The sequence below is a fragment of the Paraburkholderia strydomiana genome (assembly GCF_046030495.1).
GTDB classification, from domain to species: domain Bacteria; phylum Pseudomonadota; class Gammaproteobacteria; order Burkholderiales; family Burkholderiaceae; genus Paraburkholderia; species Paraburkholderia strydomiana_A.
This window is the reverse complement of record NZ_JAQQCJ010000014.1, coordinates 172,849-198,324: the sequence shown is the minus strand read 5'-3', so window position 1 is coordinate 198,324 and position 25,476 is coordinate 172,849. Positions and strand designations below refer to the sequence as shown.

At 63.8% G+C, this 25,476-nt stretch carries 29 protein-coding genes; 8 read left to right on the top strand and 21 right to left on the bottom strand.

All coding sequences use genetic code 11. The features are described from left to right. Positions 1–954, top strand: coding sequence for a 1-phosphofructokinase family hexose kinase (locus PQQ53_RS20155; protein ID WP_408325653.1), 954 nt, complete (start codon positions 1–3; stop codon positions 952–954). A 94-nt stretch (positions 955–1,048) separates the two neighbouring features. Here PQQ53_RS20155 and PQQ53_RS20150 read toward each other — a convergent pair whose 3' ends face one another. From PQQ53_RS20150 to PQQ53_RS20130, 5 genes are all read right to left on the bottom strand, one after another. Next, positions 1,049–1,480: a DUF6691 family protein gene (locus PQQ53_RS20150; RefSeq protein ID WP_408325650.1), complete on the bottom strand. Its 432-nt coding sequence runs from the start codon at positions 1,478–1,480 to the stop codon at positions 1,049–1,051. Between the two features lies 1 nt (position 1,481). Then, complete coding sequence (locus tag PQQ53_RS20145; protein ID WP_408325648.1) at positions 1,482–1,916, bottom strand: YeeE/YedE family protein; 435 nt, start codon at positions 1,914–1,916, stop codon at positions 1,482–1,484. A 244-nt stretch (positions 1,917–2,160) separates the two neighbouring features. Beyond that, positions 2,161–2,643 (bottom strand): CreA family protein, encoded by a 483-nt coding sequence (locus PQQ53_RS20140; protein WP_408325646.1) that lies wholly within the window; start codon positions 2,641–2,643, stop codon positions 2,161–2,163. 309 nt (positions 2,644–2,952) lie between these two features. Continuing rightward, entirely contained in the window at positions 2,953–3,495 is a 543-nt protein-coding gene (locus PQQ53_RS20135; RefSeq protein ID WP_408325643.1) for a hypothetical protein, read from the bottom strand. Between the two features lie 170 nt (positions 3,496–3,665). Continuing rightward, positions 3,666–4,034, bottom strand: a complete 369-nt coding sequence (locus PQQ53_RS20130) for a hypothetical protein (RefSeq protein ID WP_408325641.1) — start codon at positions 4,032–4,034, stop codon at positions 3,666–3,668. 86 nt (positions 4,035–4,120) lie between these two features. Between PQQ53_RS20130 and PQQ53_RS20125 the strand changes: the two genes are divergently transcribed. The 5 genes from PQQ53_RS20125 to PQQ53_RS20105 all read left to right on the top strand — a co-directional run bounded on the left by PQQ53_RS20125 (position 4,121) and on the right by PQQ53_RS20105 (position 9,012). Continuing rightward, the gene (locus PQQ53_RS20125) at positions 4,121–4,789 is read left to right on the top strand and encodes a nitroreductase family protein (RefSeq protein ID WP_408147715.1); all 669 of its coding nucleotides are present in this window, start codon (positions 4,121–4,123) and stop codon (positions 4,787–4,789) included. 381 nt (positions 4,790–5,170) lie between these two features. After that, positions 5,171–6,112, top strand: coding sequence for a DnaJ C-terminal domain-containing protein (locus PQQ53_RS20120; RefSeq protein WP_408147713.1), 942 nt, complete (start codon positions 5,171–5,173; stop codon positions 6,110–6,112). A gap of 6 nt (positions 6,113–6,118) precedes the next feature. Next, positions 6,119–6,436: a chaperone modulator CbpM gene (locus PQQ53_RS20115; protein WP_408325638.1), complete on the top strand. Its 318-nt coding sequence runs from the start codon at positions 6,119–6,121 to the stop codon at positions 6,434–6,436. 285 nt (positions 6,437–6,721) lie between these two features. Next, a complete protein-coding gene (locus tag PQQ53_RS20110; RefSeq protein ID WP_408325635.1) occupies positions 6,722–7,834 on the top strand; it encodes a PAS domain-containing sensor histidine kinase in 1,113 nt (370 codons plus the stop codon). Positions 7,835–8,415: 581 nt separating this feature from the next. After that, entirely contained in the window at positions 8,416–9,012 is a 597-nt protein-coding gene (locus tag PQQ53_RS20105; protein ID WP_408325632.1) for a chemotaxis protein CheB, read from the top strand. Between the two features lie 51 nt (positions 9,013–9,063). Here PQQ53_RS20105 and PQQ53_RS20100 read toward each other — a convergent pair whose 3' ends face one another. After that, positions 9,064–10,035, bottom strand: coding sequence for an acetyltransferase (locus tag PQQ53_RS20100; protein WP_408325629.1), 972 nt, complete (start codon positions 10,033–10,035; stop codon positions 9,064–9,066). 773 nt (positions 10,036–10,808) lie between these two features. Between PQQ53_RS20100 and PQQ53_RS20095 the strand changes: the two genes are divergently transcribed. Continuing rightward, positions 10,809–11,390 (top strand): lipocalin family protein, encoded by a 582-nt coding sequence (locus PQQ53_RS20095; protein WP_408147702.1) that lies wholly within the window; start codon positions 10,809–10,811, stop codon positions 11,388–11,390. Positions 11,391–11,472: 82 nt separating this feature from the next. After that, positions 11,473–12,471: an LOG family protein gene (locus PQQ53_RS20090; protein WP_408325679.1), complete on the top strand. Its 999-nt coding sequence runs from the start codon at positions 11,473–11,475 to the stop codon at positions 12,469–12,471. A 59-nt stretch (positions 12,472–12,530) separates the two neighbouring features. Here the strand turns inward: PQQ53_RS20090 and PQQ53_RS20085 are convergent, their stop codons facing one another. The 15 genes from PQQ53_RS20085 to atpD form a co-directional block, all read right to left on the bottom strand. After that, entirely contained in the window at positions 12,531–13,181 is a 651-nt protein-coding gene (locus PQQ53_RS20085) for a BON domain-containing protein (RefSeq protein ID WP_408325626.1), read from the bottom strand. Positions 13,182–13,376: 195 nt separating this feature from the next. Continuing rightward, a complete protein-coding gene (locus PQQ53_RS20080) occupies positions 13,377–15,851 on the bottom strand; it encodes a cation-translocating P-type ATPase (RefSeq protein ID WP_408325624.1) in 2,475 nt (824 codons plus the stop codon). Positions 15,852–15,853: 2 nt separating this feature from the next. Beyond that, complete coding sequence (locus PQQ53_RS20075; protein WP_408325621.1) at positions 15,854–16,339, bottom strand: carboxypeptidase-like regulatory domain-containing protein; 486 nt, start codon at positions 16,337–16,339, stop codon at positions 15,854–15,856. A gap of 104 nt (positions 16,340–16,443) precedes the next feature. Continuing rightward, complete coding sequence (locus tag PQQ53_RS20070) at positions 16,444–17,397, bottom strand: universal stress protein (RefSeq protein WP_408325619.1); 954 nt, start codon at positions 17,395–17,397, stop codon at positions 16,444–16,446. Positions 17,398–17,500: 103 nt separating this feature from the next. Further along, on the bottom strand, positions 17,501–17,977 hold the full coding sequence (locus PQQ53_RS20065) for a universal stress protein (RefSeq protein WP_408325617.1): 477 nt from the start codon (positions 17,975–17,977) through the stop codon (positions 17,501–17,503). A gap of 217 nt (positions 17,978–18,194) precedes the next feature. Beyond that, on the bottom strand, positions 18,195–18,815 hold the full coding sequence (locus PQQ53_RS20060) for a LemA family protein (RefSeq protein ID WP_408325614.1): 621 nt from the start codon (positions 18,813–18,815) through the stop codon (positions 18,195–18,197). Positions 18,816–18,854: 39 nt separating this feature from the next. Beyond that, the gene (locus PQQ53_RS20055) at positions 18,855–19,706 is read right to left on the bottom strand and encodes a F0F1 ATP synthase subunit gamma (RefSeq protein WP_408325612.1); all 852 of its coding nucleotides are present in this window, start codon (positions 19,704–19,706) and stop codon (positions 18,855–18,857) included. Continuing rightward, positions 19,703–21,259 carry a F0F1 ATP synthase subunit alpha gene (locus PQQ53_RS20050; protein WP_408325609.1) on the bottom strand — a complete coding sequence of 519 codons (1,557 nt, stop codon included), beginning with the start codon at positions 21,257–21,259 and terminating at the stop codon, positions 19,703–19,705. Before PQQ53_RS20050 ends, PQQ53_RS20055 begins: the two co-directional genes overlap by 4 nt. Then, entirely contained in the window at positions 21,237–21,986 is a 750-nt protein-coding gene (locus PQQ53_RS20045; protein WP_408325606.1) for a F0F1 ATP synthase subunit B, read from the bottom strand. Before PQQ53_RS20045 ends, PQQ53_RS20050 begins: the two co-directional genes overlap by 23 nt. 9 nt (positions 21,987–21,995) lie before the next feature. Next, the gene (locus PQQ53_RS20040; protein WP_408325603.1) at positions 21,996–22,244 is read right to left on the bottom strand and encodes a F0F1 ATP synthase subunit C; all 249 of its coding nucleotides are present in this window, start codon (positions 22,242–22,244) and stop codon (positions 21,996–21,998) included. Continuing rightward, the gene (locus tag PQQ53_RS20035) at positions 22,241–22,936 is read right to left on the bottom strand and encodes a F0F1 ATP synthase subunit A (protein WP_408325600.1); all 696 of its coding nucleotides are present in this window, start codon (positions 22,934–22,936) and stop codon (positions 22,241–22,243) included. The genes PQQ53_RS20040 and PQQ53_RS20035 overlap by 4 nt, the downstream gene beginning before the upstream one ends. After that, positions 22,933–23,226 carry an N-ATPase subunit AtpR gene (locus PQQ53_RS20030; RefSeq protein WP_408325598.1) on the bottom strand — a complete coding sequence of 98 codons (294 nt, stop codon included), beginning with the start codon at positions 23,224–23,226 and terminating at the stop codon, positions 22,933–22,935. Before PQQ53_RS20030 ends, PQQ53_RS20035 begins: the two co-directional genes overlap by 4 nt. Continuing rightward, on the bottom strand, positions 23,219–23,536 hold the full coding sequence (locus PQQ53_RS20025) for an AtpZ/AtpI family protein (RefSeq protein WP_408147674.1): 318 nt from the start codon (positions 23,534–23,536) through the stop codon (positions 23,219–23,221). Before PQQ53_RS20025 ends, PQQ53_RS20030 begins: the two co-directional genes overlap by 8 nt. Then, complete coding sequence (locus PQQ53_RS20020) at positions 23,533–23,991, bottom strand: F0F1 ATP synthase subunit epsilon (RefSeq protein WP_408325595.1); 459 nt, start codon at positions 23,989–23,991, stop codon at positions 23,533–23,535. The genes PQQ53_RS20025 and PQQ53_RS20020 overlap by 4 nt, the downstream gene beginning before the upstream one ends. Then, positions 23,988–25,463 carry a F0F1 ATP synthase subunit beta gene (atpD, locus tag PQQ53_RS20015; RefSeq protein WP_408325592.1) on the bottom strand — a complete coding sequence of 492 codons (1,476 nt, stop codon included), beginning with the start codon at positions 25,461–25,463 and terminating at the stop codon, positions 23,988–23,990. Before atpD ends, PQQ53_RS20020 begins: the two co-directional genes overlap by 4 nt. Positions 25,464–25,476 lie beyond the last annotated feature (13 nt).

Below are 25,476 nucleotides of genomic sequence, written 5' to 3'. Positions count from 1 at the left end.
ATGGCAGACATCGTAACGGTCACAATGAACCCCGCCGTCGACATCGCAACGATAATCGACCGGGTCATTCACACGCGAAAGCTCAGATGCGCTGCGCCGAGGCGCGATCCCGGCGGCGGCGGGATCAACGTCGCGCGCGTGATACAGCGCCTTGGTGCGGACTGTACCGCCGTCTATCTCGCGGGCGGTGTGACGGGCCGGATTTTGCGGCAACTGCTGGATGCTGAAGAATTTGTCGGCGAGTGCATCGAGATCGCGGAGGAAACGCGCGAGAATTTTTGCATCTTCGAGCAGTGCACTGGACTCGAATACCGCTTCGTGCTTCCCGGCCCCACGCTCACGGATGACGAGTGGCAACGCTGCACCGACTTAATCGATAAGCTGGCAGTGCCCTCGCGCTATCTGGTCATGAGTGGGAGCTTGCCGCCTGGCGCGCCAGTTGATACTTATGCGAAGTTTGCCCGTGTTGCCGGTGCGCGAGGAACCCGGGTCGTATTGGACACGTCGGGCCCAGCGCTTGCCGCAGCGCTCCAGGCGGGCGTCTGGGCAGTCAAGCCCAGCCTGAATGAGTTGCGGGACCTGACGGGAAGACCTCTTGTCGACGAAGCAGAGTGTATTGCGGTTGCGCGCGGAATCGTACGGGACGGGCGCAGCCAGATCGTTGCGTTGACGTTGGGTGAGCAAGGTGCACTGTTGGTCAGCGCTGACCGGTGTCTGAGGGCAATGGGACTGGCAGTCAAAGTGTCGAGCTCCATTGGCGCAGGCGACAGCTTCATCGCTGCGTTCATCTGGGCGATGAGCCGCGATGCAAATCTCGACGAGGCGTTTCGATACGGGATGGCCGCGGCATCGGCAAGCCTGCTTCAGCCGGGCACGGCGCTTTGTGAGCGGGCGGACATTGAACGATGCTATCTACGGATTTCCACCGAGGTAGTGTCCGACAGGACTCGATAGCAAAGCCCGCATTGCCCGGAGAGCAGCGAAGAAAAATGGGTTAGTTTCCTCGCTGAAAGAAATGAACACCTACGCTCCGTGTGTGCGCGCCAACTCATGCTCGCTGTCGGTTTAACTTTGCGCGCCCTAGCCACTCGAAAACGGCCATGCCGGCCAGCATGGCGACCACGAACGCCCACGCCTTCGGGAACCCGGCGCCCAGCGCGACCAGCGCCGGACCCGGGCAAAATCCCGCAAGCCCCCAACCTACGCCGAATACCGCACTACCAAGAACCAATCTCAACGTCACGGGTGAGTCGGCCGGAATCTGCATGGGTAAGCCCAACAACGACTTTTTTCGACGCTTTGCAAACAGAAACGCGACAGTGCCGATGGCGATCGCCCCGAGCATCACGAAAGCGAGAGACGGGTCCCACTTTCCTGCAATGTCGAGGAAGCCAAGCACTTTTGCCGGATTGGCCATACCGGAGGTGATCAGGCCGACGCCGAAAAGAAGCCCGGAAAAGAATGCCGTAAGCCAACCCATCTCACCCTCCCAGCAGATGCCTGTAGACATAGGCCGTCAGAACGCCGCTCGCCATGAATGTTGCCGTGGCTACAAACGAACGGACGGAGCCGCGTGAGATGCCGCAAACACCATGACCGCTCGTACAACCGCTCGCGTAACGCGTGCCGATACCCACCAGAAACCCTGCCAGGAGTACTTCAGTCCATCCAGCCTGAACAACGATCGAGATAGGTTTGCTGAGCAGGCTTGCCAGCACAGGCGCCCCAAGCAGCCCCGTCAGAAAAGCGACGCGCCACCCCGCATCGTTGCGCGACGAAGCCAGTAAGCCGCCCAATATGCCGCTGATACCAGCGATACGTCCGTTAAACAAGACGAGCACGGCCGCCGCCGCACCGATCATCAGGCCGCCAGCCAGCGAGAGGCCTGGTGTGAAATTCGCCATATCGATCGACATGAGCGCTCCCCGGATGAATAAAGTACAAAACTGGTCATACAGCACGGCGAGGACCGCCGTCGTTCCCTTGCTCGCGATGGGATGATAGATGTTTTCGCCACGCGCCGCGTCTCGACTCACTCGTTATCACGAGGCACCCCGAACGAGGCACCCCGAGTTGCTGGAAGAGGATGCGCTGTTACCGGCACCTCAACACCAACGGGTCTGGACTAGCCGGAGCCTTCAGCAGTGCGCACGCGGTTTTTTACTGGAGTCCGGCGGGCACTTTGGGATCGGCGGGTAGCGGGATGATGTGTATCTGGCCTGGCAAATTCCCTGCGACGTCATCCTCCGTGTAGCAGAAGTAAACGATTGCGTTTCGTTCGGTGTCCATTACACGGATGACGTGGAGTGAGTCAAACGTCGGGTCGACGGCAGCCGTGAACACTTGCGCTTGGCGGGGAATGGTTTCAGGGACGCTAATTGTGCCTGTCTGCGCGCAGGATGCGGTTGCGTCGGATGCACCGGAGATGCGGGAGTTTCCCAACGCGCTATCGGAGTGCGACTTCGAGACGTAGCAGGTCACGCCCTTCACGAGAGGATCCGCGTAAGCCGAGATGGCGATGCGCGAACCGTATCGCTGGCTGTGGGTTTCGATTGTCGCCAACTCCCTGGCCACGGCGGCTGAAAACGGAACGAACAGCAGTGCGATCAGGAGGCCCGTTTTCCGGGGAAATAGCTTGATCACTTTGCACCTCCAGGCACGCGTCAGACAGTGTTTTCGATCGCTCACCCTTGCGGCGACGGAAATCTGACTTCAGGCTATTTCATCCAGCGGCCAGCTGCTTGATGCAAGTCAACGCCTGCGTGTCCATGCCCCATTGAGCCGGAACCTGGCCTGCCCTCGTGCGGAGAAGGCGTGCAAAAAAAGGCCCGGGACCGGGCCTAACACGCTACTTTGTGGGGGGAGCCCCACGCCTTGACCGTTACACCGCTGCCGCTTGAGATTTTTTGCGCTAACTCAATTCAGGCTCACGTGGTCAGTTGTTCAAGCGACTCAGACTTCCGGTTTCCATGGCCATGACGGATAAAAGCGACGGTCGTCTTCGACGCTCGCACGCGAAGTCTGTTTCTGCGCGGCTCCGTCGCGTTCGATATCGCCAGCGTCCGGCCGCGTTCCATCTATGTCGGGGGCGGCACGGTCGGGTTGTTCCGGATCGCCACTCGCGCCGGCCTCGCCAGCCGGGCTCGCTTCAACGGGATCCACTCCTTTGCCGAACCACGCAACCGCCTCGCGGAGGCTCGCGACATAGGCCTGCCAGCCTTGCACGTTGCCGGCAAAAAGCGCCTGTCGGACCGTGCGCGCCAGTTGCTCGCGATTGAGTTCCAACGCGAGCAGTTCCTCGGGCCACGACTGAAAGGCCGCGGCGGCACGCTCAACGAAATCCCGTGTGGTCATTGATGGCGAGACGTGCATCAGCAGTGTCAAACCCTCCAGCGAGGCATTCGCGGCCATTGCTTCGTGCAGAGTCTGTTTGTCAGCGCTGCAAATCATGAGACGATTGACCGCGTGCAGCACGCCGCCCAGATGCAGCAGCAATGCGCGGCGCTCGTACGCATCCTTCATAGTTCTCTCCCTTTCGGTACGCCGGGACCCTGACTCAAACTTGCTGTCGACGGCCAGCGGCACCAATGAACCAATCTGTATCGCATGACTAGCGGCAATCGGCTCGCGGAGACCTTGTACGGCCGCCGAAGCTGGTGCTTCGCTCAAAGAATAGCCGCCTTACCCGGCAATTGCTCACGCTGTCCAGCTTGCGCCGGGAAATGTTTGCTGAGCAACTTCGTGACCTGCTCGATGCCGCTCACCACCCCATCCGCGCCGCCGCCGCCCAATCCGCCGCCTCTGAAGATCGGGCTGCCGGAACCGCCGCCGGGCCTTCCCCCTGCCCGCCCACCAGGCGCGCGGCGGCACCCGCCCGGGTCTTGGCGCGCCAACCGCGGACTGCGCGCGATGTTGCCGGCTGCCTTACGGGAAGCATACTGGGCATTGCGCGCTTCGACGCTACGATCGACGTTGTCATGCCGATTGGCTCCTGGTTTTCGATGAAGCATCACGATGGGGTTGACCGAGGTCAAACGCGATGCATCGGGTCGCCACTATCGTGGAAACGTTGCCCTGACGCGCCCGCGAAAGCATCACACCGTCCGAGGAGAAGTTGACCATGACCGACACGCAACTGCTGACCTATGAGCCGACGCCCGGTCGTGGACCGTCTCGTGCCCGCGGAGCAAGCCCCGCTTTCATCGAGCTGCCCAAGCCCGACATGTCTTCCGGCGTGCCGCTGATGAAGGCGCTCGCCCTGCGCGCCAGTACGCGCGAGTTCTCCGAGGCGCCGCTTGCGCCTGCGACGCTCGGTGCGCTAATGTGGGCTGCCGATGGCATCAATCGCTCCGCCACAGGGGGCCGCACGGCTCCCTCCGCGCATGCATTCAATGAAATAGATATCTACGCCGTCCTGCCGAACGGCGTCTATCGCTACGATGCGCCTACGCATCGGCTCGTACTCAAACACGCAAGCGATGCGCGCAATCTAACCGGCTATCAGGACTTCGTCGGCGATGCGCCTCTGGATCTCGTGTATGTGGTCAACATGTCGCGCCTGCTCGAAATGCCTCCCCAGCAGCGCGATATCTTTTCTGCCGCCGCCGCGGGCGCGATGGCGCAGAACGTAGCACTTTATTGCGCGTCTGAAGGACTCGGCTGCGTCGTGCGCGGCTGGATCAATCACCGCTTGCTAAGCGATGCGTTGAAGCTGAACGAAGATGAACTGCCTATCCTCGCGCAGACCGTCGGCGCACTCGGTACGGCGCTGACGTCTCTTGCGGATTGATCGCTCCCGACATCGCCTCGTCTGCTCAAAGAGCTTCTTGAGCCCGAAGTCGCCCGGACATCGCGATGGCCTCTGTCTGGGCCAAACCGCTCTCGGCGCAGGGTCGTAAGAAGGGACGGGGCGAATCCCATTGGATCGCCGCTGGCCCGAAGAAAGCACAGGCTCGCGGCCCCTTGGATGGAGTCCGCGGAAAATGTGGCGCTCATTCGCCGTCAGCCGCCAACCTGCCCGGTGCAAAGATACGCGACGATTCGCCAACAGACGTTCGGCGCACGCTTGCGGTCACGGCCGCACCATATTCATGTAGAGTCGACTCACGGCATAAGCGCTGTGTTGCCCGAGCGTGCTGACTTTCCCACTCGTTATTAGCGCGGCTTCCAGATGAAATACAAGGACTATTACGCGATTCTCGGCGTGGAGCGGTCGGCGGCTCAGGACGAAGTCAAGCGCGCGTATCGCAAGCTTGCGCGCCAATACCATCCGGATGTCAGCAAGCACACCGACGCGGAAGATCGCTTCAAGGAGTTGGGCGAGGCCTATGAGGTGCTCAAGGACCCGGAAAAACGTGCAGCCTACGATCGCATGGGCACGCATTGGCATAGCGGCGAAGAATTCCAGCCTCCGCCGAACTGGGACGAAGGGTTCGAATTCAGCGGTGCCGGCGATCAGGCCGGCACGCATGCCGACCTCAACGAGTTCTTCGAAGCGATGTTTGGCGGCGCACGAGCAGCCCATGCGCGACGCGGGCCCTCGCATGCGATGGGACAGGATCACCATGCCAGGGTATTCATCGATATCGAGGATGCCTATCGGGGAGCGCAGCGCTCGATTTCGCTGCAATTGCCTGTCGTCGACGCGCAAGGCCGCATATCGCTGCAATCACGTAGCCTGGACGTTTCCATTCCGAAGGGCGTGCGCGCCGGGCAGCACCTGCGTCTTGCGGGCCAAGGCGGAACTGGGGCCGGTGGCGCCCCTGCCGGAGACCTTTACCTGGAAATTGCGTTCCGCGAACATCCGCACTTTCGCGTGGACGGGGCTGACGTCCTGCTCGACTTGCCAGTGGCGCCCTGGGAAGCGGCCCTCGGCTCGAGCGTAACGGTACCGACGCCCGATGGATGGGTCGAGATGTCAGTGCCGGCCGGCTCGGCGGGCGGCAGGCGCATGCGACTCAAAGGTAAGGGAATTCCCGGGAATCCGCCCGGAGACATGTACGTGATCTTGAACATCGTATTGCCGCCAGCAGACAGCGAACCTGCCAAAGCCGCCTACAACACGATGCGCCAGGCATTCAACTTCGATCCGCGTGCGCGATTTTATCGGTAGTTCATCATGAAAGAATCCGGGACGACCTATCTGACAGCAGAGATTGTCGATGAAGACGTCGAGTTCACGCTCGTCGAACTGAGTCGGGCAAGTGGTGCATCCACAGAAGAGATAACCCTTTGGGTTGCTGAAGGCGCCTTCGAGCCGAAGGGCGCCGGGCCGCAGGAATGGCGCTTCAGCGGCGCATCGCTGTTTCGTGTGCGCACCGCTTTCCGGCTGGCTCGCGACCTCGAGATCAACGCACCGGGCATTGCGCTGGCGCTCGATCTGCTCGACGAAATTGAGGCATTGAAGTCACGCCCCAGGCGTTCGCCCGGCAAGTGAGCGGAGCCGGACATCGAGCCCGGCTTCGCCACACGCTGTCAGCCTATCCCGCAATGCACTGAACGTTCGGTGCCATCCATGCTGCACCGCTGCCAGTCTCCTCGCGCGATGACGATGGCGTATGCCAACTTCACGGCTGCGGAAGATTTTGTCCGACGCAGCAGGCGAATTTCTTTCAGAATCGGTAATTATGTAACAGTGCTGGATCGACAGGGTTGCTGATCTAGCATTGAATTCATGAGGTAATCGCGAGCCCAGGTCGAGCCCGATTCCTGGGAGACCGCCATGCCGAAGAGCAACTCTGCGTTATACCGCTCATGTAACCTGAGCGACATCCAACTCAGCTATCGCTACCGGCTGCTGGTCGAGACGGTGGAAGATTACGCGATCTACATGCTTGACGCGGCCGGGAACGTGACAAGCTGGAATCCCGGAGCCGAGCGAGCCAAGGGATACCCTCCAGAAGAAATTATCGGCCGGCACTTTTCCGTTTTCTACACGCCCGACGATCTAGCCACTGACAAGCCCGCGCGGCTGCTGGCCGCTGCCGCGTTGCGCGGGCGCGTGGAGGACGAGGGGTGGCGCGTGCGTAAAGACGGGAGCCGGTTCTGGGCGAACGTCATCATCACGGCCGTGCATGATGAAAACGGCATCTTGTTAGGATTTGCGAAAATCACGCGAGACTTGAGCGAGCGGCAGCGCTTGGGAGAGCTCGAAAGTGCCGCTGCGGCTTCGGCACTCGTGCATCAAGCGCGCGAGAATGAGCAGAAGCGCATCGCACGCGAGTTGCATGATGATCTTGGCCAGCAGATCACGGCGCTGAAAATGGCGCTCGCGCGGCACGAAACCGAACTGCTACAGCACGTTAGCGAAGAGGCGACCGGGCTCCTGCGTTCAGTTCGTGAGATTGCCGACCAGATGGACACCATGGCGAAATCTCTGCGGCGCGTGGCGGCCGATCTGCGCCCGCCGGTCCTCGACGACCTGGGGCTCGAAGCCGCGCTCGAATGGATGACGGAAGCGTTCGAGCAACGTTACAGTGTCCCTGTACGGTGCGACATCCAGGCCCTGCCGTTGCGTCTGAACGATCTGGCGGCCATCTCCTTGTATCGCGTCGCCCAGGAGGCATTGACCAACGTAGCGCGCCATGCCCGGGCAAACGAGGTATCGGTCACACTGTCAGCGGATGAGCGGCACTGTCATCTGCGAATTCATGACGACGGCGTCGGGTTAGCGGAGGGCTCCACGCTGCGAGGCGATGCGTTCGGTCTGCTCGGCATGCGCGAACGGATTCTCCAACTGGGCGGCGTCCTGTCTGTCCAGAGCACCCCGGGCGATGGCGTCACCATTGCCGCGCACGTCCCGCTAGCGCGGATCCTGGTGGAAGCTACGCCGTGATGTCTCGATGCCGCGCATGGCGTGAGGATTGAGCATTCCGGATTTGCTGCCCCGGCTCCGGCTCGCCCCGTCTTTCCAGCACGGTGACGGCATCCGGCTCGCCGTCCCGGGCCTCACGCCTACGCCGCCACCGGTCGCGAGGGCGGCGCGATTAAAGCCCGCTCCGACGACACACAGACCTCATTTTCGGTGTCGCTGCCGCAGACTGGCAAAGCCCCAACCCGTTGACGGGTAACTGCGCGAACGAGTGCGCCGCGAGACGCTGATCGGCGCGTCCACCTGATGCGTGAAGACGAAATCCGTTCGCATGATGCAGATCAAACAGACCTGGCTGGTCGAGCGACATAGTGTTTCATAGGGTGCGAGCCGCGGCGACAGCAGAACGCTTTTGACCGACTTGCTTCGGATGCTCGTCAAAGTCACAACAGAAGCGTCCCGGTTCGTACGTGAGCGGCGTTACCCGAGAAGGCATGCTGTACCGCTGCGCGATCCATACCTATCGCTGCGGGGCCACTGAGTCGGAAGCCGCCCGATGAACCAGCGCAATATGCGCACGCCCGAAGCGCAAGCCGGAGGCATGAATGGACTCTTTTCTGACAGCCCGTACAGTTGCGATTGGCGCGAGCGGCAGTGAGGGCTTCACCGATCTGAAAGATCTGCTCTCGATCTGGCCGCCCGCCATGAACGCAGTCATAGTCGCGGTACTTCACAGACCCAGCGACCGGCAAAGTTTTTTGCGCGAGGTGCTGCAGAGAACAAGCAGAGTGCCGGTCGTCGTCGCGGAAAATGGCGACCGTTTGTGCCGTGGGGTCTGCTACATAGGCAAACCGGATCAGCCGATTACGGTCGGCCCCGGCAGGCATGCCCTGCTGCTTGACGGCAAGGGCGACCGCTTCCGGAATCGGACGATTGACCTCCTCTTCAGGTCAGTCGCACATGATGCTCGCGCGGCTGCGGTCGGGGTCGTTCTGTCCGGCGCTCTCGACGATGGCAGCCGGGGTCTTGCCGCAATCCGTGAGGCCGGCGGCATTACCATGGTGCTAGATCCCCACGACAAGCCGCGCGGCATGCAGCGCAATGCGATCGACTACGACGGCCCGATCAGCTTTGTCGGGAATCTTCCCGCGTTGGCGTGGGCTCTCTCCAGATTGACCATGACCGACAACGCCACGGGATAACTTCTGCAGCCCTTGGCGCGAAGCGGGTCGCACGATGCAGGTGGTGCGAGCCTAAGCCCGCGAGCCGCCCACGAACGCCCGCTCAAATGCAAGAGCAAATTCGCCCAGACGATCATGCGGAAGTCGATCGATACCAGCCGCAGCCTCCCTCCCTCCGCCATCGGCAAACTGCCTGCACAGGTCAATGGCGCCATAGGGATTCGCGAGCGGGGCGCGCACGCTCACTGTGTAATCTGCGTGAGCGCTCGGGCTCAGCACCGCGTGGGCACGATCGGGAGCGCGTGTCGCGAGGAAATTGCCGAAAGCCCCACGCACCCTTCGCGCCCATGGTTCGTTCGGTAACACGTAGATGACGCCTCCTGCGAACACTTTGTCGGGCGGCAGACCTAGTGCCATTGCCAGATCCCGGCGTCGTGCATCGCAGAGCAACTGCGCAATCGGCTCGCTTGCCATGAGTCTGAACGGGTCGGCGTATCGGCGCAAAATGGCATAAAGCCTCGCGGGAGAGATCAGGAGGTCCGCCTCGTTCTCCCCGTAGGCGTTGTAATTGAGCGATTCCCCCAGTTCGCGCAACTGTTCGATTTGCTCCGGATGCAGTCCGTAGTTCTCAGCAAGCGTGCGGGCCACCCGCGAGAGGTTGTCTCCGTAGGCCCCGACGATTGCCCAGAGCCGCTGTTTCCCTCCGAGATGACGGTCCGCAAGCAGGCTCGTGCAAACTTCAGGCGACGTATCGATGTGTGGCGTCAGGTTGTGATCGTCAGGAATGACGCCGGAAAAATGATGATCGAAGTATTCCACTTCGACTCCTCGGCTCAGCAACGCAAGCAGCGCCGCCCGATTGGCGTCCAGCGAGATGTCGAGCACGGTCACAGTGACGCCGGAGCGCACGGGAACGCGCGCGAGCAGTTGAACGTCGCGCTTGACACCGGTGACCAGCACGGACCTCAGTGGCTTCGTCAGACGCAGTTGATGCAACGCGCAGATTCCATCGGCGTCGCCATTGAACACGTCAAAATGTTTCATGCCCTGTCACCCGCCGTGAATAGACCGTCACCGGGCCATGACTGCCGAAGTGCTGTGATTCGTGCTCGATGCGTCGTGTGTGTTCGGCGACAACGTCAGCCTGTGCCAATGGCTTATTGGTGACCACCGCGCGTCGCCTGGATTCCGATTCACTCTATTGTTTTACTCATCCTGCACGTTGACATGGGTCAACGCGCCCGCTCACCGGTAGTCAACTGTATCGCGGTTCCAGAACGGGACGACTCATGCCTCGTAGGGTGCTTCGAATTCCGACGACCCGATGCGCGAGCCCGCGGGAAACGATTGCCGCGCACGCATGGCGCAACCAGGAACACCGGCACTGACATGGACGTGGGCTGTCGCGTTCGATCCGGCCCGCGCTCGGGTAGCTTGATGCACGTCAATCCGTTCTGTCGAAGCAGCCCTATGCTCGGTCCATGGCGAAATGAATCAGGGATCGGAGGCGATATGCTGAGAAGTACCGTACTCGTTGGTCTTTTAATGTTGCCGGGCGCATTCCTCATCGTCGGACTGGCCTGTATCCATCCGCGACTTCGCAAGGAGATCGTTCGCCAAAGCGGACTCTCCAGTCCGTTGACAAAGACGGTTCATTTCTACACGGCATTGCGGACAAGACTGCTGCGCCCGGTATGAGCACGCGGGAGGCCGGCATTCGATTGACTCGCATCAATCGCACCGTTCGGGAATACGGCCGGACATTTCTCGTGGCGTGATGCGTGCCTTCACGCAGTGACCCTAACCAGATCACCCTTATGAGCAAGTCCATAGCGTGCCTCGCCGCGCTGCTCGTCTGCCTGACGGGCTGCGCGCACGATCCGACGGCTGCGCCGCAAGAGCAGGCGCGCCGCCCGGCGTGTGTCGCGGGTCCGCCGATCGACTTGCAACGGTACATGGGCAGATGGTTCGTGATCGCGGAGACACCGTATCTCGGCGAGCGCGATTACGTTGGCAGTTACGACGAATGGACGTTGCGCGCGGACGGCAAGATCGAAGACAGGTATCTCGGCCGTCGCCACGGTTTCGACCAGCCCGTTACGGGGAGCCATTTTGTGGCCAAGGTGGTGTCCGGCACGGGTAACACGACATGGCGGGTCGGATTGATCTGGCCATTCGAAGTGGTGGTGGTGACCGCGTATGTGGACCCCGGGTATCGTTACACGATCCGCTGCATGGCCGATGGCAACATGGTATGGCTGCTGGCGCGCGCCCCGACGATGGACGAGGCCACCTATTCGGACATGCTGGCGCGGCTTGCCGCCATGGGCTACGCCCCGGAGCTGCTCCACCGGGTTGCGCAAGACGCCGGGCAAATCGGCCGGCCCGGTTTCCAATAGAGCTCGGGACGAGACAGGTTTGACAGACGAGCGGCGAACCTGGCCATGCCAGAGCGCACCAGCGAACAGAGCGGGAATGGGGATGACCACGATGCAAAAGCACGCGTCCACGCAGGCCGGTGTGGCAATCGAGGATCATGCGGATGGCACGCGCGCCCCGCGTCGGCACGCCCCCGCGCGAAGCTTGCCAGAGCACGGCGGCGCCACGACTTCGGCCCAATCGAAGCGCGTGCGCCGTCTGACAGACAGCCCCACGTATCTGCAGGCGGACGAAGACGTCGCCTTTCTGCGACGCCCCGAAATGTGTGGCATCCGGCTGCAACTCGATTACTGGAAGACCGAAGAAACGCTGCAGCGACACGCGATCCAGCACACGATCGTGGTCTATGGCAGCACACGAATCATTGCGCCGGCCGCTGCGCGTCGGCGGGTTGAGGATGCCCGTCAAGCGCTGGAGACTCGGCCCGACGATGCGCAGCGCCAAAGCGCCTTGCGAGTCGCGAGGAAATTGCTCAAGCACAGCCGCTACTACGGCGTCGCCCGCGAATTAGGCCGTATTGTCGGCAGCGCACGGTGCACGGGAGCCCTCTCGACGCTGGCGGTTGTAACGGGGGGCGGCCCCGGCATCATGGAAGCGGCGAATCGCGGCGCGCACGATCGCCATGCGCCGAGCATCGGCCTGAATATCTCGTTGCCCCATGAACAGAAACCCAATCCGTATCTCACGCCGGCGCTCTGTTTCAGGCTCCACTATTTCGCCGTTCGCAAGCTCCATCTGCTGGAACGCGCGCAAGCCGCCGTGTTCTTCCCTGGCGGCTTCGGAACCTGCGACGAATTGTTCGAGGTCTTGACCTTGCTGCAAACGAACAAGATCCGGCGCTTGCCCGTCGTGCTGGTCGGCGAGTCGTTCTGGCGCCGCGCCATCGATTTCGATTTTCTGATCAGCGAAGGCATGATCGCGCCGCAGGACGCCGCGTTGTTCTGTTTCCGCGAAACCGCGGCGGACGTCTGGTCCACCATCGTCCGGTGGCATGAAGAACACGGTGAGTCGCCGTCCGGGCGGGGACTCGCGCTCGAGTGATGCTGAAACCGGCTGGACCTGGCTCGCCCCTCGAACTGCCCGCCTCGGCGCCTGTCGCGTCAGCCGATTACAAGTCGATCGACGACAGCCTTCACGCCGCGCGTCGAACGTGCCGCCCCCGTCACGACGGAGCGCTCGATGGCCGAACTGAGACGGCCCGACAAAGTCACCTTGCCGTCATCGACTTCGACGCCCACGTGCTTCAACTCCCGCTCGGTATGGCGCTGAATCGCTTTGCGGATGTTGTGTTCGATATCGAGCGGGGATGCCGAGCCTCGGATCCTGATGTCGTTCGTGATGCCCGTCACGCCACGCATATGAACGATATTCTTCTCCGCAATGCGGCTGCGATAGCCGTCCTCGACTTCGCCGCTCAACGTCACCCAGCCCTTCTCGACCTTGATCTTGATCGCCTGATCTTCGAGGCCCGCGATCCAGTCGAGCACGGCGCGCGCGCTCAAGGCGACGTCCTCGTCGGTGCGCTGCTCCGACTCGCGCAGTTTCACGTCGATGCCGATGACCACCGCGACGACGCCGCCGATTCTGAGCGCGCACTTTTCAGCCGCCACTTTCGTCGCATAGTCTGGAACGTGTCCGCTGAGCGTCACGATGCCGTCGACTACGGCAACGCCTATCCCGTTTGCGTCGACGGCCGGACTGCTCATCAGTTCGTCTTCGACTTCCTGCTTCAGTTGACTATCCGGCTTCATCGTCGTTTCCTCCGAAAATTACCGTGCGGCGCGATTCGTACCGCTACGGCTGACTGATCCCCTGCGACGATCATCGGCAGGGCAAGTCGCGTCCGGCCAGACGGCGTCACACACTCAGCCTAGTGGTCCGCCGCGCAGGTCGATTGATCGAGGTCAAGCGCGGCGACGGCTTCGCGCCCGCCAACATGGACGCTGTCAGGCCCACACAGCAAGGAGCGGGCGCAGGCCGAACAGCCGCGCCAGTGCCGGCCACGCCATCAACGCGCCCACACTGAGCGTGGCCGCCAGCACCACGGCCCAGCCGTATGGATTCGTCGCGTGCGGGCGGCGTCCCGCCCGCCCATGCGGCAACGCGGGCACGGCAAACATCAGGCCGATATTGCCCGCCACTAGCAACACGAAGGCAGCGGTGCGTGCGGCGACCGGATCGAACCCGTGTCTCACCAGCGACGCATACATGCCGACGACGATCAGCGCGGCCGCGCATCCCAGCGCGATGCTCAGGGCCAGCGTGCGATTCGACATGAGCCGTTCGCCGATTCGCCGCGGCGGCCGGCGCATGATCGAGCGGCTCTCCTGTTCGTTCTCGAAGACGATCGAGCACACGGGCGTGATGATCATTTCGAGGAACACGATATGCACCGGCGCGAGCATGAGCGGCCAGCCGGCCAGAACAGGAACGGTCGCGGCGGCGATCATCGGAATGTGGACGGCAATGGTGTACGCCACGGCCAGCTTCAGATTGTCGTAGATGCGCCGGCCGAGCCGCAGCGCCGACACGATCGGCGTCAGCTCGTCGCGCAGCAGCACGAGGGACGCGACCTCGCGAGCGACCTCGGCACCCCGCATGCCCATTGCGATGCCGATATGGGCGGCCTTCAACGCGGGCGCATCGTTGACGCCGTCGCCGGTCATCGCGACGACCTCGCCCGCGTGCCTGAACGCGTCGACGAGCTTCAGCTTCTGCTCCGGCCTGACGCGGGCGAACACGCTCGCGCCGTCGATCGCCCGTTGCAGCGCGGCGGCGTCCATGGCAGCGAGCTCGGCGCCCGTCACGACGCGGGCACTGTCTATCCCGACATCGGTCGCGACGGCCCGCGCCGTCGACGGATAGTCGCCGGTAATCATCACGACCCGCACACCCGCGGCTTTCAGCGCCGTCACCGCGCCCGCCACCTCGGGCCGCACGGGGTCGAGCAGTCCGACCAGCCCCACCAGCGAAAACGGGAAGTCGTGCTGTTGTTCCGGCCATGCGTCGCCATGATGCCGAGCCCGCGCCACGCCGAGCACACGCAGTCCGCTTTCCGCCATGCGCGTGGCGCGCTCCATCAGCGCGTGCGCCTCGTCCGGCTCGAGGTGGCATAACGAGCAGATTGCCTCGGGCGCGCCCTTGCATGCCACTGCCCGATGATCGAGTTCGGGCGTCTCCCATACATGCGACATGGCTGGCAGTTCAGGCGTCAATGCGTATTCCTGCACGAGCGACCATCGTTCGTGCAGGCGCTCCGTGCCGGCGAGGCTGGAACGGCCGGTCTCATGAAATGCACGCTCCATGGGGTCAAGCGGTTCGATTTCGCTCGCGAGCACAAGGTATTCCAGCAGCTCATGAAACGCCGCGCCGATATCGAGCGCGCCGTCCTTCAGCCATTGCTCTTCGCCGTTCGCGTAGAGCGCGCGCACCGACATACGGTTCTGGGTCAGCGTGCCCGTCTTGTCGACGCACAGCACCGAGGTTTGCCCGAGTGTCTGGATCGCGCTCAGGCGCCGGGTCAGCACGCCCTCTTTGGCGATCCGGCGCGCGCCGAGCGCCATGAAGACAGTGAAGATCATCGGCAGTTCTTCGGGCAGAATGCCCATCGCGAGCGTGATGCCGGCCAGCAGGCCGGGTATCCATGCACCTGTACGCCAACGATAGGCAAAGACGAGCAGCACGCAGATGGTCACCGCGAGCGTCGCGAAACGCCTGACAAAGCGCCGGATCTCCACTTGCAACGGTGAAGGCGGCTCGCTCACCGCGGCAAGGCTGGTGCCGAGCCGGCCAAGGTCGGTCTGTCCGCCCGTCGCGGTGACACGCATGCGGCCCTGACCGCGCACCACCATCGAACCCGCATACAGGCAACGCTGCGACACGTCCAGCGGCGTTTCGCCTGACGCGCCGGCGAACTTCACGACGGCGACCGACTCGCCAGTGAGCAATGATTCGTCGACACTCAGTTCGTGGGCTTCCGTCACCGCGCCGTCGGCGGGCACCTTTGCGCCCTCCTCGATAAAGACGACGTCGCCCGGCACCAACTCCGTCGCCGGGACGTATTCACGTTTGCCGTCGCGCAATACCTGCGCTTGCGGCGCGGACAGATCGCGCAGCGCTTCGAGCACGCTCGCCGTGCGATGACTCTGGACGATCGTGAACGACAGCACGGCAACGACGAAAGCGAGCAGCGTCAATGCCTCCGCCATCTCGCCGACGAGACCATACAGGCCGCTCGCACTGAGCAGCAGCAGGAACATGGGCTCCGTGAGTGCGTCGCGAACAGTGCTCCACCAGAGGTGCGGATTGTCGCGCGCGGTCACATTGCGGCCGTGCAACGCCTGCAACGCCTTCACCTCAGCGTGGGTCAGCCCCTGCGCCGAGGCGGCAGGCTCCGCGCACGCGGGACCCGGCGTCCGCATGATCAGGGTTGGCCCTGAGCGCGCTTCGCCGCGCGACACGTCGCGCAGTCCGGTTGCGCATCGCTGGTGCGCGCCTGCAAGACGATGTGCAGGTCCACGCCGCCACGGCGCGGAACGTCCACCGTCCTCGTCATTTCCGCGCGTCCGGCATGCGCGGCGATACGATAGTGCCCGGCCGGCAGCATCACGAACAGGAACGGCCCTTCCGTGCGGGTGTCGAGAATGGCGTGCCCCGCCGCATTGGCGATCGTCACGTCGACATCGGAGAGGTAGTTGCCGGAGGCAGCGGAAAACATCATGCGCAGACTGTAACGAGGCGCGAGCGCGAGAAATGCTTTAGCCTCATCGGCGCCGATTCCGCCGGTCATGTAGAGCACGCCATCGCGGCTCACAGCCTCAGGCAACGATTGCGCGGATGCCACGGCGTTCACGGCAACGAGCGCGAATGCGAGACCGATTCGAAGCAGGCGCGAATTGACGATTTGCATGTCGGAAAGGCCTTCCCGGTTCGTGAGCGGCTGAGACTATCCGGTCGCGGCCAGCCCGCAACTGGATTCGTTCGGCGTATCGACCTGAATGTCTGTCGCCCGTTTCAAGCCTCGGGTGCTGGCCGCGCCAGCAGCAACGGCGTGCGAGCGAGGCGCGCGGTGCGGCTGGCGACGCTGCCGAGGAACCAGCGCGCGATGCCGCGTCGTCCGTGAGTGCCGACGACTATCAGGTCGGCGCGCCATTGTCCGGCGTCGCGGACGATCGCATGCGCCACGTCGTCGCTCACAGGCTCCGTCTTGACGAGCGCGGTCTCGGCGGCATTGGGCAAGTCTTCGAAGACTCTCGCAGCCGCCTCGAGAATCACCTTGCCTTCCTCGATGAACGCGTCCTCGAGAACGTGGATCGGCACGATATCGGTCAGCCGGACGGCCTGGTCGACCACATAAAGCGCACGAAGGCGGGACTCGGGCGTCGCTATCTGCAGTCCGAAATGCAATGCGTTGAGCGAGGCCTTACTGCCGTCGAGCGCGAACAGTATTCGCCCCGGCGATGCCTCGATCGGCGCTTCGTAGCTCGCCGGCACGATGAGAATCGAACACCGCGTCTGAGCGGTGACGAATTCCGATACGGTGCCTTCGACCCAGCGCAGCAAGCCATGATGCTGACGCGCACCCACGACGAGCAGATCCGCCTTCCAGTCAGCCGCGGCATCGATCAATGCATTGGCGGTGTAGCCGCCCTGCTTCGAGATTTCCACGACGCCCGACTCCACGTCGGTTCCAGCATCCGTGAATATCTTCCTGGCCCGCGCGACGGCCTCGGCTGCATCGTTAGCCAACTCGGCACGCGCAAGCTGCAGTTCGGCATCGGTCATCGATCCAAGTGGCAAGATGGCACGGGGATTTTCGGCGACGCTCATCACACGGATCCTGGCCCCCGGCAGCGTCAGGTGACGCACGTAGGCCGCGGCGCGTGCCGACTCCGGTGAAGAGTCGACTGCGATGAGTATCCGTTTGATTGCGCGGGGGGCGATAGCGGCAGTGCTCGTCGTGTTCATGATCCAGTCTCCAGGGGCGCTTCAGACGGCGCCGTGGACATCGATAGTTCATTCTCTTCGCGGCGACGCTTGATGACTTGACGTACGTCAAGATGACGGTGGCTTACAGCCCCGACGGAATCCCGTCCTGATCCTGCGGGCACCTGACCAGAAGCACCGGAACGTCCGCACGCCGCAAGAACGTTTCCGCGACGCTGCCCAGTAATAGCCGCCCCACGCCGTCCCGGCCCTGCGTGCCCATCACCACCAGTCCGGCTCCCTCACGTTGAACGCAACGGCCCAGACAGTGAGGGACGTCATCCGCGGCATTCTCCGTCTCTTCGATTTCGGTGTCGCCGCGTACGCCACGCCCGGCCATGGCCCGGCGCGCTTCATCCAGAGCAATGCGGCCGTCTTCACGGAGCACTTTACGAAGCTGCTCCGCGTCGAAATAACCCGCGTATCGGGACAGGCACCACGGATGAACGATATAAACCGCATGAAGCCGCGCCTGTGTGAGCTGAGCGAACTCGAGCGCTTCATAAAGCGCCCATCTGGACGAATCGCTGCCATCCAGAGCCACGACGATTTTCTGATACATGAACCGCTCCTCATTTGGGTCGCGGCAACCCCACTCGACTTCTTGATACTGCTGTCGCGACAGGTAACTGGATCATCGGCGCAAATGATTCCGGGCGCGTGACCTGAATCAAGCAATCGCGTTGCGAGCCGGCGAAACTCGGGGCTTACGCCGGACTAATGGCTAGTCGAGTTCAACGACCGATGCTCGCCTCCGCCCACAATGAACTGATCCTTTCTCAAACTTGCATCGAGCCGCGCAGCGTACCGAAATCGGTGCGCGGCGGCCGCTTCGCGGTTCTGTCGAGCACATCGAACTTAGGCAGCGCATGCAACGCCAGAAGGTGCGCTTCGACGTCGTGCGGGAACACAGCGAGGCTCGCGTTATAGCGGTCGGCGGCCTCGTCGTATGCCTTTTGCGCCGTGGCGATTCGCCTGTCCGCCGCGGCAAGCTGCCTGCGCAGCGATCGGAAGCGTGAATCCTGACGAAGACGCCGGTCATTGCCCGATTCGATCAGAAGACGTGATATCGCATCGCCCAGTTGCCGTTGCGCAACCTTGAACCGCTCGAACTCGATCTGGTCGGGGCGCGCTTGCCGAGTAGCCACCATACGGTCGAGACTCGCTTGCGCAGCCGCTACTTCCGCGTTGGGCGTATCGCTTGAATGCCCGGGCGGGTGCACCAGCACGATCAGATCTTTCGCGAGCTCGCCGCGCTTCTGATATTGCTGAAGAACGTCCCGCAGCGCGGCGCTCGCCTCGGCGTCGTCCAGCGGTGCGCAGCGAGGCAGGCAGCCGCCGAGGAAAACGACGGCGATGAGCAAAAGACGGCCGACGCGACAGCTTTGCTGATTGTCCACTCCCGACGCGTCCCGGTTCCCATGCCCGCCGCCCTCACACTAGATCGCCTGCATACCCGCTGTCGCCAGTTCCGCGATATCGGCGGTGATTTCGTCCTGACGGACGCGGCGATAGCTTTGCGTCAGTTCGTCGAGCGTGTCCCTCACATTCGCTCGCGCGGCCAGCATCGCGCGTACCCTTGCTTCATTTTCCGCTGCGAACGAGAGCATGAGCGCCTCGCAAATTTCGACGAACACATAAGCTTCCACCAGCCCCGTAAGCAGATTGTCGGCGGGCAAGTTGAGCAAGGGCGGCTGCGCGTGATCGACCGCCTGAAAACGCGAGAAATCAAATGGGATCAGGCTGTGCTCGACCAGCTCATTCGAGGATGCAGCGCAGGGGACCGCATGCACGACTGAAACGTGGTGTGCCGCACGATTTGCCAGCCGAGCGTACAGCGCATCCGTGATGCGGCTCGCCAGCGGCGAGACGTCATCGGCATGGGAAGCCGAAGGTGAACGCCAGACGAACGGGAGACGACGTTCGTTGGCCACCATCTCGCCGCGCGTGCCGACGAGCAGAAGTTCGCACGGCGTGCGCTCGAGACAGGTTCGCGCATAGTCGAGAATGCGCTCGTTGAACGAGCCGACAAAGCCCTGCTCCGAGCACAGCGCAATCACGATCCGGGCACCGTGATCCGGCGCGGTCGTGGACGCATCCTCGCCTCGGCCATGCGAGAGGACGGCGCCGATCGCGGCCCCCACCGTCGCGGCCGATGAACGGATGCCGGGCAGCCGCCGTTGCGCTTCGCGTGAGCGGGCTGCCGCAATGCCGCGCATCGCACCGATCACGGCGTCCAGCTGGCGCGCGGTGGCGCTGCGCATTTCGATCTCGGCGAGTTTGCCGCTCATGGTTCGTTCCCCTTGCGGGCGGGGTCATCCGTCGCTTCCAGGGACAGCTGCTGCACCATCGCGCGTACCTCGGTGACGAGCGCCATCTGGGCATCGGAGTCGAACGCCGCGTTCGCACCGACGGCTTCGCTGCGCCCGTCCGCCTGTTGGCCGGCGAGCTGGGTGCGAGCCTGGGCCGCGATAGCCGGTGGCACGGCGTCGAACACGCCCTCCTCCAGTGCCGCAAGCAGTGCGATTTCGTTGACAGTGCGCAGTGCGCTGAACCGCGGTTGCGCGATCAATGCCCGGATACGCTCTCCGCGGGCGATCTTGCCGGCGACGTGCACATCCGTGAGGCCGCCGAAGCGGCTGAACATTTCCAGTTCGAGAAATTGTGCGTAGTCGAGCCGCAAACGGCCTGACACGCTGCGCAGGGCCGGATGCTGCGCCTTGCCCCCGACGCGGCTTACACTCAGCCCGACATCCACGGCTGGGCGCTGATTGGCCGCGAATAGCGCGGCGTCCAGCACGATCTGGCCGTCCGTGATCGAAATCAGATTGGTCGGGATATACGCGGACAGATTGCCCATGTCGGTTTCCGCAATCGGCAATGCAGTCAACGAACCGCCTCCCAGCTTCGCCGACAGTTTCGCCGCGCGCTCCAGCAAACGCGCGTGAACATAGAAGATGTCGCCGGGATACGCTTCGCGACCGGGCGGCTCCCGCGTCAGCAGCGCCAACTCGCGGTGGGTCGCGGCGTGTTTGGTGAGGTCGTCGATGACGACCAGCGCGTGCTGCCCCCGGTCGCGAAAGTATTCGGCGATCGTGACCCCTGCGAACGGCGCGATCCATTGGAGTCCGGCCGCCGAAGCTGCAGCCGCCACCACGAACACGCACCGCTCGGGGGCGCCATAGCGGCGCACGGCGTCGATCGCCCGTTGCACGGCAGTCGAGCGCTGCCCGATTGCGACATAGACACAGATCATGTCAGTGTGCTTCTGGTTGACGATGGCATCGAGAGCCAATGCGGTCTTGCCCGTTGCCCGATCGCCGATGATCAGTTCCCGTTGTCCGCGACCGATGGCAAAAAGTGCGTCGACGATCAGCACGCCGGTTTCGACAGGCTCGCTGACCAGATCGCGTGCGACGATGGGCGGCGCCGCTCTTTCCACCGGCATGCGCGTCGCCTCGGAGACCGGTTCGTCGCGATCGAGCGGCCGGCCGAGCGGATCGATCACGCGGCCCAGCAGGCCCTCGCCGACCGGCACCTCGATCACCGCGCCGGTGCGCGTGACCGATGCGCCGGCTTCGACCGTGGCGTCGTCGTCCAGCAGCACCACGCTCATGAGGTCGGCTTCCAGGGTGTGCACGAAGCCGCTCGCGCCGCTTTCGAAGCGCAGCAGCTCGTTGAGCGCCGCGTCGGCCAGTCCCGAGACGAACGCGATATCGTCTCCGACGCGTTCCACCCGGCCCCGCGTGTCGGCATAAGGTGCGCCCGCCGTGCGGGACAGCGTCTCGCGCCGCGCGGCGAGCCAGACGTCGTCAGCTGAGTCAGCCGGAAGCATGGCCGTCATGGAGCAGCGCCTCCTTGATCCGGGCGAGTTCCGCACCGAAGCTGTTGCGCACCAGCGCGTGCGGCGATCGCAGTTCGAGGCCGGCAATCAGTTGCGGATCCACTTCGAAGTTGACGGACACATCCCGCTTCAGGCACGTCGTCAGCATCGTGCGGCAGCGTTCCTGTTCCTGTGGGCTCAACGCTCGCGGCGCGGCCAGGACCGGCGCCGCGCCGTCAGCGCCCAGCGCCGCCCGAGCAGGCTCCGGGAGTTGTGCGACGCCCGCGGCGATCCCGTCGATGAAGCCGTTCACGCGTGCGTTTCCAGGCAGCCGGTCGAGCAGCCTCGCGGCGATATCGACGGCAAGCAGGCAAGCCCGTTCGGCCGCGAGTTTGTCCTGGTCGATGCGCGCACTTGCGGCCTGGCTGGCGGACGCCGCGCGCACGGCGTCCGCGTCGCCTTGCGCAACGCGCAAAAGCGCCTGCCTTTGTGCTGCCGCCTCGACGGCGACCGCCTTCAACGCTTCGCCGCGCTCAGCAAGAAGCTGCTGGGTTTCGCGGGCTGCCGTGTCGCGCTCTTGCACGGCCGCGAGCTTTGCCGCCTCGGCATCGGCGATCAGGGCCCGAGCCACTTTCTGCCGATCCGCGATGATGCCCGCCACCGGACGGAACAGAAAGTGCGCGAGCAGCCAGATCAACACCAACGCATTGATTGTCTGCAGCGCGAGCGTCCACCAGTCGATCCGCATGGCGTCCGCCTATTTCGCAAACGGATTGGCAAACAGCAACAGCAAGGCGATCACGAGGCAATAGATCGCCATCGTCTCGATCATGGCCAGTCCGACGAAGAGCGTGCGCGAGACAGTGCCTGCCGAATCCGGCTGACGCGCGATCGCATCCATCGCCGCGGCGACCGCGCGGCCTTCGGCGAGTGCGGGCCCGATCGCGCCAAACGAGACCGCAAGCGCGGCCGCAGCGATACTGACGATTTCGACGAGATTATTCATGAGGCTTCGCCCTTTTTGACGGCGGCATGGTGGGGATCGCCGATCGCGGCGCCGATGAAGACCATCGCGAGAACAGCGAAGATGTAGGCCTGCACGGCGCCCGTCAGCAGATCGAGCGCCATCAGCGGAATCGGCACGAGCAGGCCCGCGAGCGACAGCAGGATGCCGATCACGAATACCCCGCTCATGACGTTGCCGAACAGACGCACGACCAGTGAGAACGTCCGTGTGATCTGCTCGACGACATTCAGCGGAATCATCACCCAGCTCGGCTGGGCGAACGACGCGAGATAGCCCGTGGCACCCCGGCTGCGAATGCCGTAGAAGACAGTAGCGCCCAGCACGATCAACGCGAGCGCGGCGTCGGTTTCGAGGTGAGCGGTGGGTGGCGTAACGCCTGGTATCAGGGCGCACCAGTTTGCAATCAATACGAAGACAAACAGCGAGCCGATCAGCGCGCGATAGGGCGCGGCCTCCGCTTGCATTGTGTCGCGAATCTGCTGGTCGATCGTGTCGACGAGCAACTCGAGCGCGGTTTGCCATTTACCAGGCGCGAGCGTGAGACTTCGGCTCAGCAGGATCGCCGCGACAGCGACGACAGCCATGATCGCCCAGGTGACCAGCACGGGTCCGGTGATCGGAAGCGGGCCGAGTTGCAGAACCGGCGTAGTCGTCAGTGGTGACTCGGTCATGGCAGGCCTCCATAACGCAGCATGGCGAGCCTGCGCGCCAGCAGCACGCCCGCCATGCCGGCGAGCAGCGCCAGCGCGCCGACGCGCGCGAGGATCAGAAGACATGAGCAGGTCAGCGCGATCCGCGTGCACTGCAACGCCAGCGCCGCCGCTGTTTTGCCGTTGGCGAACAACGGCCAGTTCCAGTTCAACGAAACGAAATGCCACGCGCCGACGACAATGCCAGCCGCGAGTCCAATCGCGAACTGGGCGGCTAGCGACGGCGGCGGCCCTGTCAACGCACTAATCATGGTGTGCTCCCTGTTGCCGATGCATCCACTTCCAGGCGGACCAGAAACCGAACGCCGCACCCACCATCAGAAGCGGCGCCGAAAAAAATACCCGCGTACCGAACATGCGGTCGAGCCAGTGGCCCAGTGCCAGTCCCAGCAGGGTCGGCACGACGATGGCCCATCCAAGAATGCCGATCTGACCGAGCCGGCTGCCGAGCGACGGCTCCGGCTCCTCGCGCCCGCGCGCCGCCCGCCGCGCAGCCTGCTGGGCCGCGTCGGCCAGCCCGTCGTCATGGGGATGACGCTCGTCGTGTCGGGGGCTGTTCATTGCAGCGACGCTCCCGCAGCGGTGGGATTCGCGCCATCGGTGCCGGCGCGCGGCCGCAAGTAGCGCAACATCTGGCGCACCGCGCGCGCATGGAGCCGCATCTGATCGATACGGGCGCGCCGCGCTGCATCGCTTTCGTCGGCATGGCGGTGTCGAACGATTGCCTCGAGCCCTTCCAGCGATTCGCCCGGAATCGCTTCGCGGCAAGCGATGGACACCGTCGCGCCGCCCAGAACCAGCAGCACGCCGCCACTCACCGCGCAGTAGCGTGGCACGTTGTCCGCTCCCGTCCAGCGGACGATGGACGACGTCAGTAGCGTGACGAAGTCGGCATGGCCGCTTCGGACGCCGAACGAACCGGTGGGGTCTTCCGCGCGCAAGGAAACGATTTCCACGCCGTCGAACCACACCTGCGGCGGCGTCGCGATGGTCAGCCTCAAAGCGCCCTTGCTCATGCCACCTGCTCCCCGGTCGTGGTGGCGGCGCGGTGCTCGGCGGCCTCTTCTTTGCGCCGGCCCTCATCGAGCGCACCGATCATGTACAGCGAGCTCTCCTGCCACGTATCGCACTCGCCCGCGAGAATCGCCCGACAGCCGGCAATCGTGTCGGCGAGCGCGACCGAGCGGCCCGCCTCGCCCGTGAAAGCCTCGGTGACCGCGAAGGGCTGGGTGAGAAAGCGCTGCAGCCGCCGCGCGCGTCCTACCAGTGCGCGGTCGGCCGCGCCGAGTTCTTCGATGCCCAGCAACGAGATCACATCCTGCAACTCGCGGTAGTGCTCGATGATCCGGCGCACTTCCGTTGCCACCGCGGCGTGTTCTTCGCCCACCACCAGCGGGTCGAGCAGGATCGACGACGACGCGATCGGGTCGACCGCGGGATACATGCCTTCGGCCGCCATCGCGCGGGACAGCACGACCATGCTGTCCAGATGCGCTGCGATCGCGGTCACGGCGGGATCGGTGAAATCGTCAGCCGGCACGTACACCGCCTCGATCGCCGTGACCGCCACACCACCCACGGAGACGATGCGTTCCTGCAAACCCGCGACCTCGCTTGCCAGCGTGGGCTGGTAACCGACTTTCGACGGCATGCGTCCCAGCAGCCCCGACACTTCGGCGCCCGCCTGGACGTAGCGAAACACGTTATCCATCAGCAACAGGACGTTTTGCCGGCGTTCGTCGCGGAAATATTCGGCGATCGTCAACGCGGTGAAAGGCACGCGCCAGCGTGCGCCGGGCGGTTCGTTCATCTGTCCGTAGACCAGCACGGTGCGTGCGAGCACACCCGAGGTCCGCATGTCGAGCAGCATCTCGTGGCCTTCGCGCGAGCGTTCGCCGACACCGGCGAACACCGAGATTCCTTCATAACGCTCGACCATTGCGTGTATCAGCTCCATGACCAGCACGGTCTTGCCGACGCCGGCGCCGCCGAACATGGCGGCCTTGCCCCCCTGGGCGAGCGGCGCAAGCAGATCGATCACCTTGATGCCCGTGGAGAACAGCGCCGTCGTACCTTTCTGCGTGGCGAGTGGCGGCGCTGCGCGGTGAATCGGCCGACGCTCGATCTCGGACGGCAGTGCCGGTCCATCGTCACACGTCGCGCCCGTCACGTCGATCAACCTGCCGAGCACGGCGTCGCCGACCGGCGCGTCGATGGGGCCGCCGCGCGCCTGCACGCGGGTGCCGCGCCGCAAGCCAGCGGTGCCCTGCAATGCCAGCGCGCGCACCGCGGTTTCGCTCAGGTGCGCCTGCACTTCGGCAAGCACCGGCGCGAGATCGTCGGGCACGACGAGGAGTGCGTCGCCAATCGAGGGGAGCGAGTCCCCGCCGAACCTGACATCGACGATCGCACCCCGCACGGCGACAACGTGTCCGTCGCGCGCGCTCGATGGGCTGACCGGAAAAGCTGCTGCTGGGCGAGTCGACATACTCAGGCCTCCC